The organism is Cytobacillus sp. IB215316 (genome assembly GCF_033963865.1).
Lineage (GTDB): Bacteria > Bacillota > Bacilli > Bacillales > SM2101 > Nanhaiella > Nanhaiella sioensis.
In genome coordinates this window covers 191084-210809 of record NZ_JAXBMC010000003.1, presented here as the reverse complement: position 1 = coordinate 210809, position 19726 = coordinate 191084, and the positions used below count along the sequence as shown (strand labels likewise).

Annotated in this window: 17 protein-coding genes; 3 read left to right on the top strand and 14 right to left on the bottom strand. The window is 31.9% G+C overall.

Annotation, left to right across the window (positions count from 1 at the left end):
• Positions 1-62: 62 nt before the first annotated feature.
• Positions 63-926: a hypothetical protein gene (locus SLH48_RS08065; protein ID WP_320257737.1), complete on the bottom strand. Its 864-nt coding sequence runs from the start codon at positions 924-926 to the stop codon at positions 63-65.
• Positions 927-1362: 436 nt separating this feature from the next.
• Between SLH48_RS08065 and SLH48_RS08060 the strand changes: the two genes are divergently transcribed.
• A complete protein-coding gene (locus SLH48_RS08060; protein ID WP_320257736.1) occupies positions 1363-3129 on the top strand; it encodes a serine/threonine-protein kinase in 1767 nt (588 codons plus the stop codon).
• 190 nt (positions 3130-3319) lie between these two features.
• Here the strand turns inward: SLH48_RS08060 and SLH48_RS08055 are convergent, their stop codons facing one another.
• From SLH48_RS08055 to SLH48_RS08000, 12 genes are all read right to left on the bottom strand, one after another.
• A complete protein-coding gene (locus tag SLH48_RS08055; RefSeq protein WP_320257735.1) occupies positions 3320-4684 on the bottom strand; it encodes an FHA domain-containing protein in 1365 nt (454 codons plus the stop codon).
• A gap of 277 nt (positions 4685-4961) precedes the next feature.
• Complete coding sequence (locus SLH48_RS08050) at positions 4962-5426, bottom strand: DUF5085 family protein (RefSeq protein ID WP_320257734.1); 465 nt, start codon at positions 5424-5426, stop codon at positions 4962-4964.
• Positions 5419-5874 carry a DUF5085 family protein gene (locus tag SLH48_RS08045; RefSeq protein WP_320257733.1) on the bottom strand — a complete coding sequence of 152 codons (456 nt, stop codon included), beginning with the start codon at positions 5872-5874 and terminating at the stop codon, positions 5419-5421. The genes SLH48_RS08050 and SLH48_RS08045 overlap by 8 nt, the downstream gene beginning before the upstream one ends.
• Positions 5871-6629 carry a hypothetical protein gene (locus SLH48_RS08040; RefSeq protein WP_320257732.1) on the bottom strand — a complete coding sequence of 253 codons (759 nt, stop codon included), beginning with the start codon at positions 6627-6629 and terminating at the stop codon, positions 5871-5873. The genes SLH48_RS08045 and SLH48_RS08040 overlap by 4 nt, the downstream gene beginning before the upstream one ends.
• A gap of 14 nt (positions 6630-6643) precedes the next feature.
• Positions 6644-7852, bottom strand: coding sequence for a hypothetical protein (locus tag SLH48_RS08035; RefSeq protein WP_320257731.1), 1209 nt, complete (start codon positions 7850-7852; stop codon positions 6644-6646).
• Between the two features lie 42 nt (positions 7853-7894).
• Positions 7895-8221 (bottom strand): hypothetical protein, encoded by a 327-nt coding sequence (locus tag SLH48_RS08030; protein WP_320257730.1) that lies wholly within the window; start codon positions 8219-8221, stop codon positions 7895-7897.
• Between the two features lie 228 nt (positions 8222-8449).
• Positions 8450-8752, bottom strand: coding sequence for a pore-forming ESAT-6 family protein (locus tag SLH48_RS08025; RefSeq protein WP_320257729.1), 303 nt, complete (start codon positions 8750-8752; stop codon positions 8450-8452).
• 33 nt (positions 8753-8785) lie between these two features.
• Positions 8786-9088, bottom strand: a complete 303-nt coding sequence (locus SLH48_RS08020; protein WP_320257728.1) for a WXG100 family type VII secretion target — start codon at positions 9086-9088, stop codon at positions 8786-8788.
• A 33-nt stretch (positions 9089-9121) separates the two neighbouring features.
• On the bottom strand, positions 9122-9373 hold the full coding sequence (locus SLH48_RS08015; protein ID WP_320257727.1) for a methyltransferase: 252 nt from the start codon (positions 9371-9373) through the stop codon (positions 9122-9124).
• A gap of 4 nt (positions 9374-9377) precedes the next feature.
• Positions 9378-13892: a type VII secretion protein EssC gene (gene essC, locus SLH48_RS08010; RefSeq protein WP_320257726.1), complete on the bottom strand. Its 4515-nt coding sequence runs from the start codon at positions 13890-13892 to the stop codon at positions 9378-9380.
• Positions 13893-14283: 391 nt separating this feature from the next.
• Entirely contained in the window at positions 14284-14775 is a 492-nt protein-coding gene (locus SLH48_RS08005) for a hypothetical protein (protein ID WP_320257725.1), read from the bottom strand.
• A gap of 623 nt (positions 14776-15398) precedes the next feature.
• Positions 15399-15803: a PH domain-containing protein gene (locus SLH48_RS08000; protein ID WP_320257724.1), complete on the bottom strand. Its 405-nt coding sequence runs from the start codon at positions 15801-15803 to the stop codon at positions 15399-15401.
• A 939-nt stretch (positions 15804-16742) separates the two neighbouring features.
• On the opposite strand from SLH48_RS08000, the gene SLH48_RS07995 reads away from it, so the two are divergent.
• Together SLH48_RS07995 and SLH48_RS07990 are read left to right on the top strand one after the other, a co-directional pair.
• Entirely contained in the window at positions 16743-17501 is a 759-nt protein-coding gene (locus SLH48_RS07995) for an SDR family NAD(P)-dependent oxidoreductase (RefSeq protein ID WP_320257723.1), read from the top strand.
• A 442-nt stretch (positions 17502-17943) separates the two neighbouring features.
• Positions 17944-18537 carry a kinase gene (locus tag SLH48_RS07990; protein WP_320257722.1) on the top strand — a complete coding sequence of 198 codons (594 nt, stop codon included), beginning with the start codon at positions 17944-17946 and terminating at the stop codon, positions 18535-18537.
• 43 nt (positions 18538-18580) lie between these two features.
• Here the strand turns inward: SLH48_RS07990 and SLH48_RS07985 are convergent, their stop codons facing one another.
• Entirely contained in the window at positions 18581-19540 is a 960-nt protein-coding gene (locus SLH48_RS07985; RefSeq protein ID WP_320257721.1) for a nuclease-related domain-containing protein, read from the bottom strand.
• Positions 19541-19726 lie beyond the last annotated feature (186 nt).

Here is a 19726-nt window from a genome sequence, read left to right as displayed (position 1 = left end):
AATCAATAAGTTAATACTCTTTATGACTTCTCCTTTACTTAAGAGTGAATTCTATAAAATATTTATTCATTGAGCACATTTTTATTAAATCTCACTACTACTCGTATCCAGTATTCTCTCCCTACATGATGTCTAGAATTTATAGTTAACAGTTGTATAGGCATTGTGAACGCAAATGTTTTCATAAAATCGTGATCGAACAAATCTACACTGTCAATATTTGGATTTCCAGGTATTAGTACTACTTGTTTTTCTATAGCATACACATCTTCCTCAAAGTACTCCATCCCTATCATATTATTCACATTGTAGCTAATCCACTCTTTAAGTTCATCTTTTAACAACACTTCTTTTTCACTATTTAAATCTGGATATTGTTTCAATATTAAACTGTATAATTCGTCAGATAATTGATTAATAAGATTTTCTCTTTCTATTTGATTTTCATCTAATGTTCCATTGAGGGTATGTGTAGATGTTGAGATTGCTTCAACCCCGTCGCCAAAAATCAAACCACTAACTACATTTGAACCATAATATGCTAATGTTTCATCTTTATAATAGATATTAAATATTACAACTCCGACCATAAGGACACCACACAGTTGAGCTATCATTACCAAATATAGATGCTTATCATTTTTGATTTTTATTCCCCTTCGAAAGGAATATCCACTTACATCGTTCGACTTTTGTTTATCGCCACATAATTCACTCTCTTTTTTTGCTTCAATACCGAAGCCTTTGTGATTCATTTTATGTACCAAAGCAAATATATTTATTATCAAAGCTGACAGTATGATTAATAAACATGAAATAATAATAAAAGCAAAAAACATATCACGAAAGTAGTTATTAAATACTGAAATAGCATTAACAACTACTTTGGTGCCTAGTATTTGTTCTATTAATAACGAATTTTTCATACTATCTCCCCTTTTTCTATTTTAAAAATAACATGGATATTACTAGATAACAAAGAAATTTTTTCTAGATAGTGTACTTTATATGAACTGATTTATTTTCAAAAAAATCCCAATATATCTAGTTTCAGTTATTTTTCATAGAACAAATAACTGATGGATAACTTGTGTAAAAAAGGTTGTATATGTATATTGTTGTGATTATAATAGATTTTAATTATAGTTGATTCATTTTTGGACAAAACTAATAGTCACCTCCTCCCCATTTGACATGCTAATCTTATTTAATCCTCACAACACTATATAAAGGCCTATATGGAGGGAGTTAAATGACAAAGTTTTCTACAGTCATTATTTATATAATAAAGTGATTTGAATCTTTGTTCATGAATTGTCTATCACTAAGTAAAAATGCCTTATTAATTGGAAGTGAGTCGTAATGGTACAACAATGTAAGCAATGTGGGCAGCAATTATTTGATGGAACAAATACATGCCCATCATGTAATCATCATAACCAAGTATCCTATGATCATATTTTATTTGGACGATATCAAATAGTTTCACAACTAGGGCAAGGTGGAATGGGAAAGGTTTTTCTTGCCAAAGACTTAAAATTAGAAGGAAAGCTATGGGCTATAAAGCAATCAACAATGGATTTAAAATACTCGCAACAGTTCATTGATGAAGCAAAAATACTTGTGAAAATAGACCATCCTAACATGCCAAAAATTGTTGACTTTTATCCTCCTGATGAGGATGGTCAATCGTTTTTAGTCATGGATTATATCAAGGGGAAAACGCTAGCTGAATGGTTTCAAGATACAAATCAATCCGCCGATGTTAATGAGATAATTAAATTTGCGATTCAAATCTGTGACGTGTTGGGGTATTTACATAATCAGCAACCAAATCCCATTATTTATCGTGACTTAAAACCACAAAATATAATGGTTGGCGATCATGGAGAAGTAAAACTTATTGATTTTGGTATTGCTAGAAAATATAAAGAAGGGCAGCAATCTGATACTGTCCAAATTGGCACAGTTGGTTTCGCCGCACCAGAACAATTTGAAAGTATGCAAACTGACCATCGTACAGATTTATTTTCACTAGGGGCTATGCTTTATTTTTTATTAAGCAACGGCAAGTACTTGTTATCAACACAAAGACCGCTAAAAGATATGAGAGATGATTTACCTATAAAATTGTGTGAAATCATTGATAAACTTGTTCAATTTGACCCTAACAAACGTTACCAAAGTGCACTTGAGGTAAAAAAAGATCTTCAAAATATTCATACTACCTCATTTGAAACAACTACCTTACTAAGCACACCAGCACTCGAGAATAATAAGGATTCTAACAATAAAGCAAATGTTGAACAATCCTTTATTAAGAGTCAAAAAATAGGTTTTGTAAACTTAACTATGAAGGCTGGTTCAAGTTTTATCACTACTAATCTAGCAAAAGCCTTAGCTGAGAATAGTATTTCTGTTTCAGTTCTAGAATATCCAGTTTATAAACTTGGTAAAACTCATTTATTTGATATGCTTGGAATAGAATTGTCTGAATCAGAGAAACATCCTTTCACTAGTGTACCTCATCTGATTAAAGAGAATAATTTTATTGATAAGGATAGTATCTTTCAACAATATAATATTGACTGGTTAGTTACAGACAGCCGGAAAGATAGCATTAATAATTTTTCCTACGACCAATTATTAAAGTTCATGTACACATCAAGGTCCTCTATCACTCTCCTTGATATAGGTAGCATAGATGTTAGTGCAAATGTTAGCAATAGTATTAAGGAAATGATTTATGAAATGGATTATGTATTTGTTGTCATAGATCCTCTTCCTCAAGAAATATTTGCAAACCAGGAAATTTTTAATTTCTTCGAAGACGTGCAACAAAAATCAAATAATATTGTCTTTATATTCAATCGTTGGAATGATGGGATTAACACTAAAATGTTAGGTGAGATGGGAATTGATTTAAAAAAATCTTTAAAGGTACCTTACATTGATCCAATGCATGTTTATAGAGCGCACTACCAATGTCAAATTCCATATGAAGATAGGGAAGTAAGAGAGGTTCTAACAGAGCCGATACAACAAATAATTAACATTATCGCACCAAATATTAACCTTCAGCATAGTAGAACAAAGAAATCATTTTTTTCTAAATTAATTAGCAGATAGTATTATGCACTCATACATTGAAGTGTGAGTGCTTTTACTACCATCAATATAACATTGAGAAAACACGTTATAATAAGTGCATATTGCATCTAGTATATGACATAACATCACAAATAATCCAACAGCCACGTACTCTTTTACATCGATAAGTTTAAATCCTGCGAAATAAATTTTATACTTGAGTGTAGCCTCAAGATTCCATTCTAAATTTGAGCTCTTCCTTTGCACAGGTAATGATGTCTCCATCTTTTAAAGTGTATATTTTGAATGATTCTAATTTTTTTTCATTTAACTTAGTACCGTTACTTGAACCTAGATCTTTTAATGCATACCCTTTCTCACCAGATACAATTTCAAAGTGCATTCGTGAAATTCCAGGAGATTGAATTGAATAGGTAGCAGTTTCAGAGTTTCTACCAACAGTAAACGAATCCAAATCAATTTCTACCTTTTCAATAACCCCTTCTTTATTCCTCTCAAGAATCGGATGTCTTTTCTTTGTTGGTAAAATTAATTGATCGTTTAATAAAACCGTTGCATCTGGTTGCTCTTGTGATAAACTAGTTGTCTTTTGCTGACTATTAGGTAAATCATCTACTTTTACTTCAACGATAGGTTGATTTAATGGCTTCAGATCATTGGGTTGCCTGTCAGTAAAATTATGTTGTTTTTTTCTTTTTTGATTAGCTAGTGTAGCTTTAAAGATTGTTAGGGTCATTAATGGTACACATATAACCAAAACACTTAAGGTCAAACATATATAAAATAACTTCTCACTTGGTGAGTCAAAATAGTAAATCCACATAAATATTATCCCAATAACGCAAAATATCGTCGTCATTATTTTGACAAGCCTTGAATCTTTCCCTTTGTGCACCTGTACTTCTTCGGAGATATTATTTTGTTTTTGTCCAGTGTTTTTCGACGAAGGAACAATGCTTTCCATAGACTTTGAATTAAAGGGTATTTGAGAATTGCCAGATGTAAGAGAGCTTGCTAGCTCCTTCACTTTACCGATGGAGAAAGAAGAATCATTTAACAGACTCATTAATTCCTGAAATCCATTTCCAGACATATTATTAACTGATATAATCATATTTACCAATAAACCCTTAAGCTCTTCGGAAACTGTTTTTTTATCTGTTATATATTTTAAAGGTAAGTATAGTAAATGAATATCTTGGATGTTTTCACCAACAAAAATAAAATCGGGGTGAAGGACATAGTGTTCTTCATTTAGCTTATATTTACAACCCTCATCAATGATTGAAGTTAAATTGAAAATTATTTTATAAAATTGTTCAATGGAAATTGATTTTTCTTGTAAAGCAGATGATAGAGGTCGCTTTGAACTAATGCTATATTGAAGAGAGACCGCAAAACCATTCTCACTTATTTCTAAAGGTATAAGGCCTTTAGTCAAAGGGTCTTGTATGGTTCTCGCTTGTAATAAATCTAACTCATCACTTTGAAGACGATGACCTTTGTTTCCATCAATAATAAAATACGAGTCACCTTGATATTGATAGTTTAATTGGTAGATTGTCGTTCCCATCAGAATACTCCTTTTCCCCAACCCTCTCAATTTGCGATTATAAAAAACTGGTCTAGAAAATTAAAAGAATCAGAAAAAATATTTTTCTAAATTATCACATGAATGAATACTGTTCTATCTCGCTTTATATTCTCCCCACCTTTTATAAGGCTCTTTTCGCAACTTTATTGCTATTTTACAGCTTAAAACAACTATCCAACACGATTGATTCATTCCGCAATCCTTCAATTGGATAATTAAAGGTCAAACATCACAATCAATAAACCAGTATACTGTACTATTTCCATATTTCTTTTATGTCTTCTTGAGTTACACCAATTTTTATAAACACATATTGCATTGTTTGATCTCCAGACATCACATGAAAAATAGGTGTGACTTGCCGTAAATGTTTTTGTTCCATATAGTCAAACAGTATTTTATAACCAACCTCTGTATTCGTTTCAAATTCATTATGAATACAAATGGAAATTGTGTTTTCTATATTAAAATAACTTTGAAAAAGCATGTCATCATAAATATCAACCTTATCTTCTTTTACGGGCATAAAAAATTCTACATTCATTATTTCATCTTTTGGTATATTATTAAGAGAGTAAAAGAGAGGCCCTTTAATTGTTGCATTTAGCTTTACAACATCATTCGTAAAATCAGATAAGGCCGCCTCCATCTCTTTGTAATGAAAACGGTACTTCCTAGATATTACATTCGTACATCTAATTGAATCATTATGGTTAATCATTACGCTCCTCCTTAATTGGAGCGAAGATATCTATAATTCCATCCCCATATACATCTAGATATATGTTGTAAAAAGGTTCTTGTAAAGAAAAGTCATTAGCTTCTGCACATGCTTGTAAAAGTTGATATGATTGACCTATTGATTCATCCAAATCTGCATGCCTGATAAGTAAGCCGTCAGGAATATTCAATTTATCCATGAAACGATATTTTTCATTTTCAGCCATTTTCACAGCTGCATTTACTGGGATATAAAAAGTATACTGAGCTTCATTCACAGCTTCATCAAAATCAGAAACTTGATATATGATTGGCCCTGTACCATACAAGCCATTCTTGATCACTGCATTTCTTAACTCTCTAGCTGCATGAGGCCATTCATCATGACTACACTTCGTTGTATAACTTATAATGTTATTAAAAACAATTGGACAACGTTTTATTTTCATCTTGTTACCCCTCTTTTTTTCCTATGTCGTAGTGGAACAGGTATTATAAAAGAACCAAACTTACTTTTACAGTATGCCAATAAAAAGAATTCTGGCCATAGTAAAGCCATTACGTACTGCCCACCAATAGCAATCGATAATGGAAAAAAATACATAGTTATCAAATTAAAAAAATCTACATCATTTCCGTTTGTTAATGAAACTCCTACAACTGTAGCAATTATAATAAAAGGCAAACTTAAATAGCCTTTTGATTGCTTAAAATTCAGAAGACCTGGACCATTTTCCTTACATTTACCTTGTAAAATACGAAAAAATGCTCTCATTAATGAAAGTCCAAGTAATATAAAACCACCTATTAGCAGCAGTATGACCAAATTGATCGTATTACTATTAAGCTCATCACTCATACTAAAACTAAAAAATGCATAGTATACTTCTATCTGCATTTTTAATGTAACAAAACAAAAGATGTATATTTGAGATTTTTGATATTTATAGGCTCTATAATAATTAGCATAAAAAACTGTTATGAAAAATTGTATAATTGTAAGGATAATTGATACTTTTAAAATTGGCTGCCAAATTTGGTGAACATTAAAGTTATTATTTACAGCAAAATACAAAAAGAGGTTCATCAGTATACTAACAAGTAAACAGCAAAATAAACCGGCTGAAATACCATCTGGACTCAAACGATACGTTGCGACATTTTTTAACAAATAATAGTTTGCTTCTTTTGAATTATTCTTCATATAAATGTTATCACCTACCAAAACAGATTATCTAACTTGTCACCAACTCCATCTATAAGCTTTACAGCCCCATCAAAAGCTTCTCCAACTACATCTATTGCTTCATCTACTACTTTACTAGCTAGGTCTTTTGTATGGTCAACAATACTCTGAGGTGGCTCTCCAAACTTATAATTAATTCCGAAATTGATAGCCACACCTACACCAGCACCCACCACTGTACCTATTGGTGGTACAATTAATGACCCCACAGCAGCCCCACTAGCCGTAGCACCTGCACCCATACCTATATCAACACCAACATTAACTGCAAAATCTACTACTTGATTCATACCCTGATAGTTATAAGATCCTGTTTTTGGATCATAGAAGGTTTCATGTAAATTTTCAAAGCCGGTTAATAGAGTGCCAGCTCCTCCCAAGAATTTGCCTGTTTTCGTTAATGTAGATGTATTGCTCCAATTAAAGTCATCCCATACCTTCAACTCATTTACGAAAGAACTTCCAGCAACATTAAAAACTTTCACTTTATTATCTAAAACTTCAATATATTGCTGAACTGACTTTAAATTAGAAAATTTACTGAGATCGCTGTTATTTATTCCATATTCTCCCATGTGCAATGGGATTCCACCACCGTTTATCATTCGATTGACAAACCCTTTTTTAAACGTTCCATAATTTCCACCAAGATGTTGGACAAGTAAGTTTCTGTAATTAATGTAGTCAGATGGAACTGTCATTTGTGCTCCACGTAGTGTTATAAAGCTTTTGCCATCTCTATTTATCACTTTAAATTTTAAGTTCTGATCTAACATTAACAGAGTTTCTGAGCTTGCTATCTCTTTAATAAGATCTATTATTGTATCTCGAGTGTTTAGTAACTGATATGGGTCAAGTTTCAGCCTTGAGAAATATGTATCCCCACTTTTATTACCGAGAGCTAACGCTAAATTCACCAAATAATCGTCCATCTCAAAGTATTTATTTGCAGAATTATTGACAAAATGCTCAATTTTTTGCAGATCATCTTTTACTTCTATTAAATCATCAGAAACTCTATTTAAGCTATAATGTATACCATTTCGAGAAATAATTTTCCTATCAATTCGATTGCTTAATGAATTTAATTCTAGCTTAGTTCTAGAAATATTTGATAGGCTAATAGCTAAGCCGGAATTTGTACTTTCGATTTTTTCTTTGTTAAGAGATAATTTTCCCACTGTATAACCTCCCCCCTTAACGTTTTAATATAATTATCAATTCTAGCTGAGAGCATTTTCCCTAGCTCTTTCTCGAGCTCTTTCTCGAGCTCTTTCTCTAGCTTCCGCTTCTCGCTCTTCTTCTCTTTTAATTTCATATGCAGTTGAAATAATTTTTGATTCTATAGAATCTAGGCTGGACGTTATTTTTGTAAGTTGTAGTTTTATATTGTCAATAGCCTCGTTTACATATACCATTTCCTCTGCTTTCCATCCACTATTTAAATTTGTTCTAAAATCTTCTAAACTATTTTTTATTCTTTGAAGTTCATTTCCTTTATTTCCTATTTCTCTAGCCTGACTAACTGCTCCACTAACATTTATCCCCATGGGCTATCACTCTCCCTTCAATTTCTCTATAATTTAGACAAGAACAGGAAAGTACGCCTTTCCTAATCCTGTAATAATCATTTTAAAAAAAGATCCACCATTTTGGGCAAAACGGTATATTAATTATTTCTTCCATGTCATCCAAAAGGGTGGATCAATCATCCATACTAAACAACTTCTTTGTGTTATTTTGTAGAAGTGGGGGCAAATTGCCCCCCACAATACATACTATCTAAAAGCACTTGCATTACTATTAATGTTAGTCTCTGCAGTGTTATAGTTTTGAACAGTATTATCGAGAAATTTTGCATAAGATTCTACAATCTCTCTATAGTTTTCAAATTTAGGAGCTAATGCATTAAAATTACTTCTAATTGTTTCTGATGCATCACTCTGCCAAGTTGACGCAAGATTATTCATTTCCTTCTTAATGTCCTCGAGTCTTAAATTTAAGCTTTGATTTATGTTTCGAATTGTTCCTGCTGTCTTGGAAACCTCACCTAATGATATATTGATACCTTCAGTAGCCATATTAAAAATCCTCCTTTATAGTAAATAAATAGACTAGTTTCTTAAAGTCTTAGCTTGACTAATAGTTTCACTCTGTGTCTGACGATAAACTTTGGCACTTTGTTTTAAAAACTCAGAGTAATCCATCATTAACTTTCTCATCTTCTGGAAATCATCAGTAAAACCTTTAATTTGTGTAACAAATGCCATATTATCAGCACCTTTCCAGGCAGCACCCATTCCATCAACCTCATTAAATAGTTGATTATACTGCTTTTCATAATCAGCAGCTTGAGAATCTATTTTACTAGCTGCCTCTTCAAGCCTACTTGGTTCAACAACAATTTTTCTTGACATAAGTAAGTCTCCCTTCCTTCATATCTAAATTATTTATATCAACATCAGCTTGGATCCATTCCTTATATCAAGTTCCATAACTGATTTGTTAACATCATATATACGACCAGTATTTTTCTCACAAATCACTATATCCTCTGATGCTACAAAATAACCACTTGAAATTTCACTAAAAGCAGCTGCTAATAGTTCTTCAATTTCATACATTTTGCTTATCAGTGGGAGATAAACATCATAGTATTGATTTATTACTGGTATATAAATTTCCACTAGAACTTTTTCCACAAAACTACACCTCCACTAGACTACCAGCACTTTGCTTAATAGATGGGGTTAATAGCTTGACTAGTGCTACTTTACCATTAACAAACTTATAGCCGAAGCCTTCTTCAACTTCTTGATACAGATTATTAGTCATGCTTAGCTTTAATTGATACTGATCCGAAATACCATTTCCTATCCAGATTCCATCAGTTAGTGATAAATGTTTCTTATACCAGTTGTCAAAAGAAAGAGATGATAAATTACCAATTGTATCAGATATTATAAAATTCACATTATATTCAATTTCTCCCTTTTCCAGTAAAATCGTTAATTTCTCCTTAGAATCTTCTGATATTTTCCCAAATAAACTGGTAAGAGAATGTATAACAAATGTGACTTCGTCGAAAATAGGTAGTTCATCACCATGCTCTTTTGCATCTTTATATAGGTTATTTCGATTTACTAAAAGATTAAACATTTCCTCAATTGTAGGGTCTAACTCGTTTTCACTTGAAATATAACGATATTCTTGATTATCTTCTTTAATAAATAAATGATCCTGATCAAGTACCACCACATCTGAATGACCATTAGCAGCAATAACTTGTGTAAGACCTTGAACAAAATTTGTCATATTTAAACTTTGAGAAGTAACGAGATTGATATATGACTTTCCAAAGTCATAATAAGCAACATTTAGATTCGCTTTTTCAATACCAATTGGTGTTATATTCTCACTGTAACTACCTATTTCTTCTCTAAAGTAATCAATATTAACGACCTTCGGTAGAATTGGTATTTTGCTAGCTGATTTATGATTCCATTGTTTTGTATAGTCCTCGCAATAAGTTCGAATATTATTAAATGTATCCTCTTCACTATAAAACACATTCGCAATTTGAAATTCGTAAGTTCGGTCTGTTTTATATATCCCTCTTCCTTTTGCTTTTGAAGGCAACACACCATCAATATTACCAAGTACTGCAGAATAATCTGATACATCATTAAGCTGTAATACATATAGTTGCCCAAAGTTTTGAAGGATTCTATATCTTATTGCGTTCGTATTAAGTGCAGTAACAACAAAATAGACACCATACTTCAGTCCCTCTCTTGTTAAATATGCGATTGCTTCTTCATGTTCCTCATATGTTTCTGCAAAACCAGCATAGTTGTGAATAACTACAACAATAGTTGCTATTTCTTCATTAGTTGTTCTAATATAAGCTTGATAATCACCACCATAGTCAGAGAAAAGCTTCTTTCTTTTTTCTACTGTACTATAAAGCATTTTAAAGAGATTGTTAATTTTTTCCTTATCATCAGATAATAAGACATCTCCTACATGAGGTGCTTTTGAAAAGGCTCTAAGAGTTTCTGCACCAAAATCTAAAATATATACATTGACATTCGAAGGTGTAAGGTTCTCCATGGTAGAATATAAAAATGTTGTCAAGAAAGTTGTTTTTCCACTTCCTGCGGATCCATAGATAATTGCATTACCCTCATTTGAAAGCGGGAATGTCATTCCGAACTGACGTTGATTTACTGGGTCATCGACTTCACCAATTAATGGGTTAATAATTGTCTTGGATGCCTGGATATTATATTTCTCATTTAATTCATTTAAATAAATCATATCAGGTATTGGGTCTAACCATATTGGTTTAACGTGTATATTTTCTTCTTGAGCAATAGAAGCTAGGTATTTTGTAATTTCATCCATTTGTTTAGGTGGGTTAGGGTTTAATAATTTACGTTTATCTATTTTGGTCTCTTTTACGATTCGACCTAAGTTATCAATTACAGTAACAGTCTCATCTCTCTGTTTTTCAATACGGTCTGTTGGATAGTACGGGGCTCCTCCCCAAGCTGATTGCCCCATTTCAAATAACTCATTAAAACCTACCTGTAAATAGAATCTTCCTGTCACAGACAATTCAGCAGCATCAGGCCTCTTAATAACATCCATACTATCTGCTTTTTCTTGTACCTTTAGGGAAATTCTAAATTTACTATTGCTCCAAATCTGATCATCAACAACCCCAGAAGGCTTCTGAGTTGCTAAAATGAGATGAATCCCCAAGCTTCTTCCAATTCTTGCTGCACTTACTAACTGCTCCATAAATTCAGGCTGCTGTGTTTTTAATTCCGCGAATTCATCAGAGATAATAAATAAATGTTGGAGTGGCTCTTCAACTTTACCTTCTCTGTAGAGCTTCTGATACTTATATATATCTATATTACTTATATCTAGCTTTGTACTTGTTTCACTAAAGATAGCTTGTCTTCTCTTAAGTTCACTTTGAATAGAAATTAACGATCGATTTACAGCTGCTCCATCTAAATTTGTAATAGTCCCTGCTAAATGGGGTAAATTCGAAAAGGAGTTTGCCATCCCCCCACCCTTATAATCAATGAGAATAAAAGCAACTTCATCTGGATGGTAGTTCACAGCAAGAGATAATATAAATGTCATGATGAATTCGCTTTTACCTGAACCTGTCATTCCTGCTATCAAACCATGTGGGCCATGAAACTTCTCATGTAAATCAAGGTTGAACCATCTGCCGCTCGTATCTACACCGATCCTTGATTCTAAAGTAATGGTCGGGTCATTTTCTTTCCAGCGAGTCAATGCATTTAAATGCTCGACCTTACCTACTTCAAACATATCTAAAAAGGTTATCATATTAGGTAATAAATACTCTGATGATAAAGAATTCAATTGTACATTTGCTAGTTTTACTGCAAGATTTAGCTCCTCTTTACCTAAATAGAATTCCGGTTCAAAAGGAATATATTTTCCAGAAAGATCGTTTTTATCATAAATTTTTGAGATATTTTTCTCAATATCCATAACTAGAGAACATTCTTTCGGTAAATTAACTAATTCATCATATAAATATAATAAGCTAAAGCCATAATTCTTTTTAAGATTCGATATGGAGTTAATCATTTCAGCCTTTTCAGTTAAACTTTTGTCAATCGCAAATATAACATAGTATGGTGTTACAACATTATCATCTTCTTGTTGATCATTTTCTGCTACACGTTTCACTATTTCACTTTCGATATACGCTGACATTTCTTTTACTTCATTTGAATCTGATGCAACAAAACGAATATTATCTTCTTTGTTCCAAACATGTGGTAGCCACTTAACAAATTCCCATACATCATGTTCCTTCTTGTCATAAATAAAAACAAGTTTTAATTCATCATAGCTATGTAAAGCTGCTAATTGAATAACTAAACTCTTTGCGAGATCAATTAGGTATTTTCTATTTCCAATAATGCCACTTATCCAATCTTGAGTAAGGGAAAAAGTAATTGGGACATTTATAAGTTCTTTTGGCTCTTCAGCTAGTTTATATAGTGCGTCCTGTAAATGATCATCTTCCAAAGAAAACTTCTTTTCCGGATACTTTAAATCAGCTTCAAATGGTAAATTCCCTAACCCGAGGCGTAACTTTAAAAAGTCATTTTGTTCATGAGTTCTTTCCCATAAAGCTTTTGAAATGTTCATAATTCTTTCTGCACATTCATTAACATCTACATGATTTTCGTGTAATATTTGTGTTTGTGACGAACATTCTTTCTTAATTTCTTCACGAATCTCATTTATATATGATAAATATTTATTTTGTCTAAGCTGCTCACGTTCACGCCGTTTCTTACTTTCATGCTTTCTTGTAAGAATTGGCCATAAAATGGTACCAACTAACATACTTATGGACATCATCAGTGTAGGTATCGCAAACATGATATTTCCATTACTACTTAATGCGTATTGCAATGCAAATACACCAGTAAATAAAGATGCTAATCCCATAGTAATTGATGGACCTAACATCAACATTAATGGGGTTTCTTCCATGTTTACCATTGCTGGAGGTGGGTCAATTTTAAGTTTGGGCTTTTGTATTTCCTTCTTAAATCTTGGTGAACGAAAAAAGGTTTTAGTGACCGATAAATTGTCACCTTCCCAATCTCCAAAATCAACGTCGTCTGAGACTTTAACTTGTTGTTTCTTAAATGGCCTTAATATTGTTTGATCATACACAACTAGACCATCGGGATTATTAACCATTATAAAACCTTTACCGATTATTATTTTCAGTCCAATAATATATACGATATCTCCAGGGTGTAGAGATTTTTCATAAACTTTTTTATCATTAATATAGGTCCCGTTCGAATTGCTAAGATTTTTAATTTTTATGCTATCACGGGATATATCCAATTCCGCATGTTTTGTGGATGAAAATTTACTATTATACTGTATATCACAATCCTCTGAGCGACCTATTAGCAACTTTTTTTCTATTGGTAGCAAAAGTTTATGAAAAGTTTTTCTATCGTTAGTAATGGGTTCAGAAAATAATATGACAGTTTCTTTAGATTCCTGTAAATAAATCTTATAAACTTCCATTGGCACTATTTTCGTTTCTTTAATTCTTTGTTTATTTTCGTCAATTATGTATGCATTTCTATTAGACTTTAGTATCCAATCCCCTTCAACCCCTTCAACACTCATAACTTTTTCCCCATACTCAAAATTGTTGTTGAAAGTAATCCAATATTGACCTTTTTTCTTTTCAGGAAGTACACAATTATATATGACACTTCCTTTAAATAGGGATAGTTGCATTGTTAGAAGTCAGCCCCTTTTGATGAAGTTACAGAACCTCTCTATTGGTTGGTTTTACATATTACGTAATTAGAAATAAACTAGCATTACAATTCTTGTAAACAAATTTTAAAAACTAGGAATATATTCCTCTGCAAATTATACTATTTTTTTACACGATATTCCATATAACCGACAAAAAAACTTATATATTATGAAAATCTACTTTTCTCTAGCTATATTGAACGTAAAATCTAACTTGAAATGATAAGAGTATTACTATAATGGTGTACAATCTTCATTTTCTAGCAAAATACCATTTCGAAAATTTAGAAAAAACAGGTATAGCCATGCCTATACTCACAGCTAAATACACAATTATATTCAGTAAATTCAATTCTATATTTAGCAAAGGATCAGTAATTGTTATTAAAGTGATTAATGGGACTAAAGAAATAAACGTAATCCCATTTGGAAAACCAAAAGCATTACCGAATATAAAAAATTCTAATGTGAAAACGACAGTAGCTTTTCGTAATTTCGATAAGATAAAAATAATTAGTATAAAGAAGAAAACAGTAAATAAATGCAATAACATATTCCCCCACTCTGCTTGTAATAGAGCAGATATTACTACAATAGTATTAGCATAAGCACCTATAAAACTGATAGCTGTTATAAGGAAAACCGCTACTTTAAATAGTAATGTAATAATATCTTTTACTGTGTCAAAGATATCAATTAAAAAACTGCCCTCTTCGTAGTTATTAACATTTTTTTTATTCCCCAATATGTAACACTCCCTCATACATTGTTAAATTAAGCATAACCTTTTTCTTTTTCTAACGATCAATTAAGTTACTGTGGCCACCCTAATGTATGCTCTTTTTTACCTAGTATATAAGAACTATAAAGCAAAAAGAATGAACCAGCGATTCGTTCACAGTTATACCCAATTGGAACTCAAGGAACCAGAAACAAATTTTGTGGATGTATAGGCTATATCATGACTAAGTTATACAAACAGATGGAATTGTGGGTTAAAGCTTGAAATTAAATTGTGATAAGCAACAATGTTTGTTGTAGTAAATATCATCTATACTAGATTGCGTATCTCTGAACAAAACCGAGAAGAAGCTAGAAAGGACCATCTACATTATTTTATGGATTAAAAGATGCATGGGATTCCGAGCTAAAAATATGATTGTCAAATTGGTATTAAGTTATTCTTAAAGTTAATAATACAAAATCTTAAAAAGTATGAAATTAACAAGAAATATCGAACATAAACAAAGAAATTTCTCTTATAAATATTTATTAGAAAGACTTTATATTTGTTAGAAAAGTTCAAAGAAAGAACAAAATTAACAACATAACAAATTTTGTTGCTCTTCTATTTTTTCCTTCAACAAATTATTGATATAGTTTCATCAATTTTGTTAAATTTTGTTTATGATTAGATAGGCCTATACAAAAATTGTTAGGTTTTAGCATTATACCTGAATCATCAGAGAATGTAATATTTATTTTAGTCTTAAGCAATCCTTTTTTTAGTGAAACATTTTTAACATCACTTAAATTAATATCAAATAAACCCTCTGTAAATTTTCCAGTAATGGAATCCATTTCACAAATAATAATACGTTTATTAGTAAAAGAAACTGCCATGTGCTTATTCATTAATACAGCAAATTGTTGAAACATAAGATATTTAGTTAATGGAGCCATACTCATTACATAAAAATAATGATTATATGTTTCTTCCTCTGTTAATAATTCCTTGAAGTGATTATTAAAATATTGATTTTTGTTAAACATGAAAAATTCTCCTCTTCTATTCATTTTTTTATTAATGCTTAGTTATTCATTTACAATACTGTACTTCCATACGAATGACTTGAATTTTTTTGGAAAGAAATTAAATGCACATGTATTTACAATTTTTTTGAATTTTAACCTTCTTTCGAAAAATTTAAAATTGTAATTTCATGCTAATATATCATTAGACAAAATTCAACAATTATTTCATAATTATGATATTATTACCTTCTTAATTGATCATTCAGTGTAATATCGTTGCTTTTTTATGTATATTTTAATTAAATATTGAATTCTTTACTTTAGTAGTATCAATTAAGAGTGCCTATGACATTAGTTAATCAATTCCCTTAAGGAATAAATGTGTTATTTCCTTTTTTGAATGTTTACAACTCTGTAAATAAATTCACCCTCTTATTCATGACCTGAAACAACATCCTATCTATAATTGGGCGTAAGGCGAGGCGAACCTCTAGGTTGGTAAGCATAAATTTATTTTTTTCAAATTCACAAAAAACGCCTCTCTATCAAACCTCCAATAATTTCTATTTGATCTATATTTTATTACACCTAAAAAATATAATGGAAGTAAATACATTTTTTACATTTTATAACAGGAATGTTCTACAGTCATCACGAGCTGGATTTTATTTGTAATGATTGCTCATCTACATATAGGACAATTCTAATCCATTTATTAGTATGAAAAAGTTTGACTTAGAGTAAGCTCTAAGGAATATAATTACATTGCAGTTTGAAATTAAGGATTCTTTTCGTAAACTTTGTTGTTATCATTCCTAAACTAGAAGGCAAAGATATCGTTTTATAGAAGAAAACATCCCACGAATTCTAGTTGTATACGGCTTTATTGTTCAGTAAGAAAAACAACAATCTATGTGAGAAGAATCAATTTAAATGAGTCAAGGAGGAATTTGATAAATGAAATATACCGTCATTACAGGTGCAAGTTCTGGAATTGGATATGAAGCAGCTTTGGCATTTGCCGCTCGAGGAAAAAACTTAGTTATTGTTGCTAGAAGAGAAGACAAGTTAGAAGAATTGAAGTCCAAAATCGCACAGGTAGCTCCGGACCTAGACGTTATCATACGAGTAGCTGACTTATCGGAAATTGAAAACGCGCATAAACTATATGAAGACCTCCAAGATTTAGACATAGAAACATGGATTAACAACGCGGGATTTGGAAATTTTGCAGGAATTGGTGAACAAAATTTAAATAAAATAGAAAAAATGCTCCATTTAAATATTGAAGCATTAACGATACTATCCTCACTGTATGTACGTGACTACTCAAATGTAGAAGGTACCCAGCTTATCAACGTATCTTCGGGTGGCGGCTATACAATTGTTGCAGATGCTGTAACCTACTGTGCAACTAAATTTTACGTAAGTGCATTTACTGAAGGGCTTGCTCAAGAATTAAAAGATCAAAATGCAAAAATGCAAGCAAAGGTTTTGGCTCCAGCTGCAACTGAAACAGAATTTGGAAAACACTCAATTGATGCTGAAGATTTTCAATATGAAGGCGTTATTCCTAAATATCATACTGCCAAAGAAATGGCAGCATTTATGTTAGAGCTTTATGATAGTCATCACGTTGTAGGAATCGTCAACGGTCTCACTTATGAATTTGAGCTGAAAGATCCTATTTTTAATCGAGTGACAAGAACGAGATAACTTAAAAGTCAGTAAGGGCTATATTTATATCATGCTAGCCCTTACTGATTTTTTTTTTGCTCTTTTCGTAAACTTTGTTAATGGACAGTAAGCTGGTGGCTGGTCCAATAACACGACCGCTAGATGTATACGTGCTTATGTGTTAGTACGAAAAGCAACATCCGTACGAAAACATCCTTTGTTTATGTAAAGTGAAGAAGGAATATTTTTGCAAACTTTGTTATTATGATTTTAGCATTACATAATTTCTTATAACGCAACTTCATCAATGTAACGTTTATGAATTGAGCAAAAATCATGTCCTAATTGTATCAATACTGAATGTGATGAAGGTACAGATTTCATAATAATCAAACCTTTAGATAAAGGCTGATTTTAGTTATTTCAACACGTATTGAACATCCACAACAATTTAGAAAATAGCTTACAGGGGTTTTTTAATTTGGATCATAGTGTGAATTCATTAATACAACTTCTTACTACTACCGAATACAACAATCGATTTATTATAGGCATTGATGGCTTAAGTCGTTCTGGCAAAACTACGCTTGTAAGTAAGCTTAGTCATCATTTGCAAGAATTAAATATTCCATATCATATCTTCCATATTGATGACCACATCGTTGAGCGAAAAAACCGTTACAATACTGGGCAAGAAGAGTGGTATGAGTATTATCATTTACAGTGGAACAAAGCTTGGCTAAAGGAGCATTTTTTCAAACAACTTAAACATGCAACCGAGCTCAATCTTCCTTATTATGAAGGTGACTCAGACTCATGCAATGTGAGAAGCATCTCACTTCCTAAAAATTGTGTCATTATCATTGAAGGGGTTTTCCTTCAGCGATACGAGTGGCGGGAATTTTATGATTATGTTGTTTATTTAGATTGTCCGAGGGATCATAGGTTTCTTCGTGAAAGTACAAATACACAGAGAAACATCACAAAGTTTAAAAATAGGTATTGGAAAGCAGAAGCATTTTACTTACAAAATGAACTTCCTGAGAAAAAGGCAGATCTCATTTTACAAAACTAATATGTCGACACTTCACTCTAAGGTTAAATTACAGTTTGACTAGCTAACTTAAGTAATATTTCCTCCCCTTTTTGAGATCGTTATGAGGTAGCTTCATCGAAGACAATATCTTTTTCACAATTGTACTCGATGAAACTTGCAAGAACTCTCTAGCAGATGAGTTGGTTATCGTAGAGTTTATTAAGAGAGCATAGTCTTCAAAAGTTTGTACATGGGCATCTTTTGAGATTGTGCTGCATTGTGAACATCTCCATCTACCCCAATCTCGTTCTAAAGGAAGAAAGAAGCAATTAGGACATTGGACACCTGTTTGTATATCTGATTGAGAAATGTTTTGTTGAAGAAGTATGTCCACCTCTAATGGCACATGTTTGTTAATAAATTCGTTAGAAAGGTTACGAAGCTGCTTGAATTGAAGAGCTTCCTTCTGATGTGATTTGTGTATTTCATTCACTTTATAAGGAAGTGTTGCACTATGGAGCACTTTATTGTAAATGTATTGATTATTAGAGGAAGTTTGAAGCATCGTTCTAGGGGTACTAACAACAACAAACGTTTCGATAGGAATTATGGGGTAGTTACTTATCCGCAACCACTTTGCTAGTTGAGCACTCTGTCTTTTCACTTGCAAAATGGGATCAGGAAATCCCTCTTTTATATCATCTATCGTTCGTATGAGTTGGTTAAAATGGGAGTCAAAATAGAGGGTTCCTTTAATATTTTTAACTTCTAATATGAGGATAAAACGTTGAGAAAGAATGAGGGTATCAAGTTGAAAGTAATGAGTTCCATCAAATAGCCTTAAATCATGAAAAAGGTGATATTCTTCTTCAGGAAGAAAGCTTAGTGGAAAATCTATTTCTTGTTCTCCTTTAAAGCCAGCCAAACGCTTAGATAGCTGTTCTGAAATCCCTACCCTTTTTGGATGACTTTGCGGAAGTCTTCTCACTAAAGCTTCTAGTTTTTTAATATAGATGGGGGTGGTGCGGGGCATTACAATCATATCATCTCTCCTTCTATCATTTGTAAATATATATTCTATCTACAAATTTAGCTTTCCTGCATAAGAATGATCTATATTTTGCTGTCTATCTGTTTAATCGGTCTATTACAAACATTATTGGGTCAAATTTATACTTTTTCGGGTCAAATTCTATGTTTTTCGGGTCAAATTGGCACATTTACAGGT

Excerpts from the sequence above, each read along its gene's own strand:
- SLH48_RS08065 (WP_320257737.1), bottom strand. The coding sequence starts at position 926 with ATGAAAAATTCGTTATTAATAGAACAAATACTAGGCACCAAAGTAGTT.
- SLH48_RS08060 (WP_320257736.1), top strand. The coding sequence starts at position 1,363 with ATGGTACAACAATGTAAGCAATGTGGGCAGCAATTATTTGATGGAACA.
- SLH48_RS08055 (WP_320257735.1), bottom strand. The coding sequence starts at position 4,684 with ATGGGAACGACAATCTACCAATTAAACTATCAATATCAAGGTGACTCG.
- SLH48_RS08050 (WP_320257734.1), bottom strand. The coding sequence starts at position 5,426 with ATGATTAACCATAATGATTCAATTAGATGTACGAATGTAATATCTAGG.
- SLH48_RS08045 (WP_320257733.1), bottom strand. The coding sequence starts at position 5,874 with ATGAAAATAAAACGTTGTCCAATTGTTTTTAATAACATTATAAGTTAT.
- SLH48_RS08040 (WP_320257732.1), bottom strand. The coding sequence starts at position 6,629 with ATGAAGAATAATTCAAAAGAAGCAAACTATTATTTGTTAAAAAATGTC.
- SLH48_RS08030 (WP_320257730.1), bottom strand. The coding sequence starts at position 8,221 with ATGGGGATAAATGTTAGTGGAGCAGTTAGTCAGGCTAGAGAAATAGGA.
- SLH48_RS08025 (WP_320257729.1), bottom strand. The coding sequence starts at position 8,752 with ATGGCTACTGAAGGTATCAATATATCATTAGGTGAGGTTTCCAAGACA.
- SLH48_RS08020 (WP_320257728.1), bottom strand. The coding sequence starts at position 9,088 with ATGTCAAGAAAAATTGTTGTTGAACCAAGTAGGCTTGAAGAGGCAGCT.
- essC (WP_320257726.1), bottom strand. The coding sequence starts at position 13,892 with ATGAGTGTTGAAGGGGTTGAAGGGGATTGGATACTAAAGTCTAATAGA.
- SLH48_RS08000 (WP_320257724.1), bottom strand. The coding sequence starts at position 15,803 with ATGTTTAACAAAAATCAATATTTTAATAATCACTTCAAGGAATTATTA.
- SLH48_RS07995 (WP_320257723.1), top strand. The coding sequence starts at position 16,743 with ATGAAATATACCGTCATTACAGGTGCAAGTTCTGGAATTGGATATGAA.
- SLH48_RS07985 (WP_320257721.1), bottom strand. The coding sequence starts at position 19,540 with ATGATTGTAATGCCCCGCACCACCCCCATCTATATTAAAAAACTAGAA.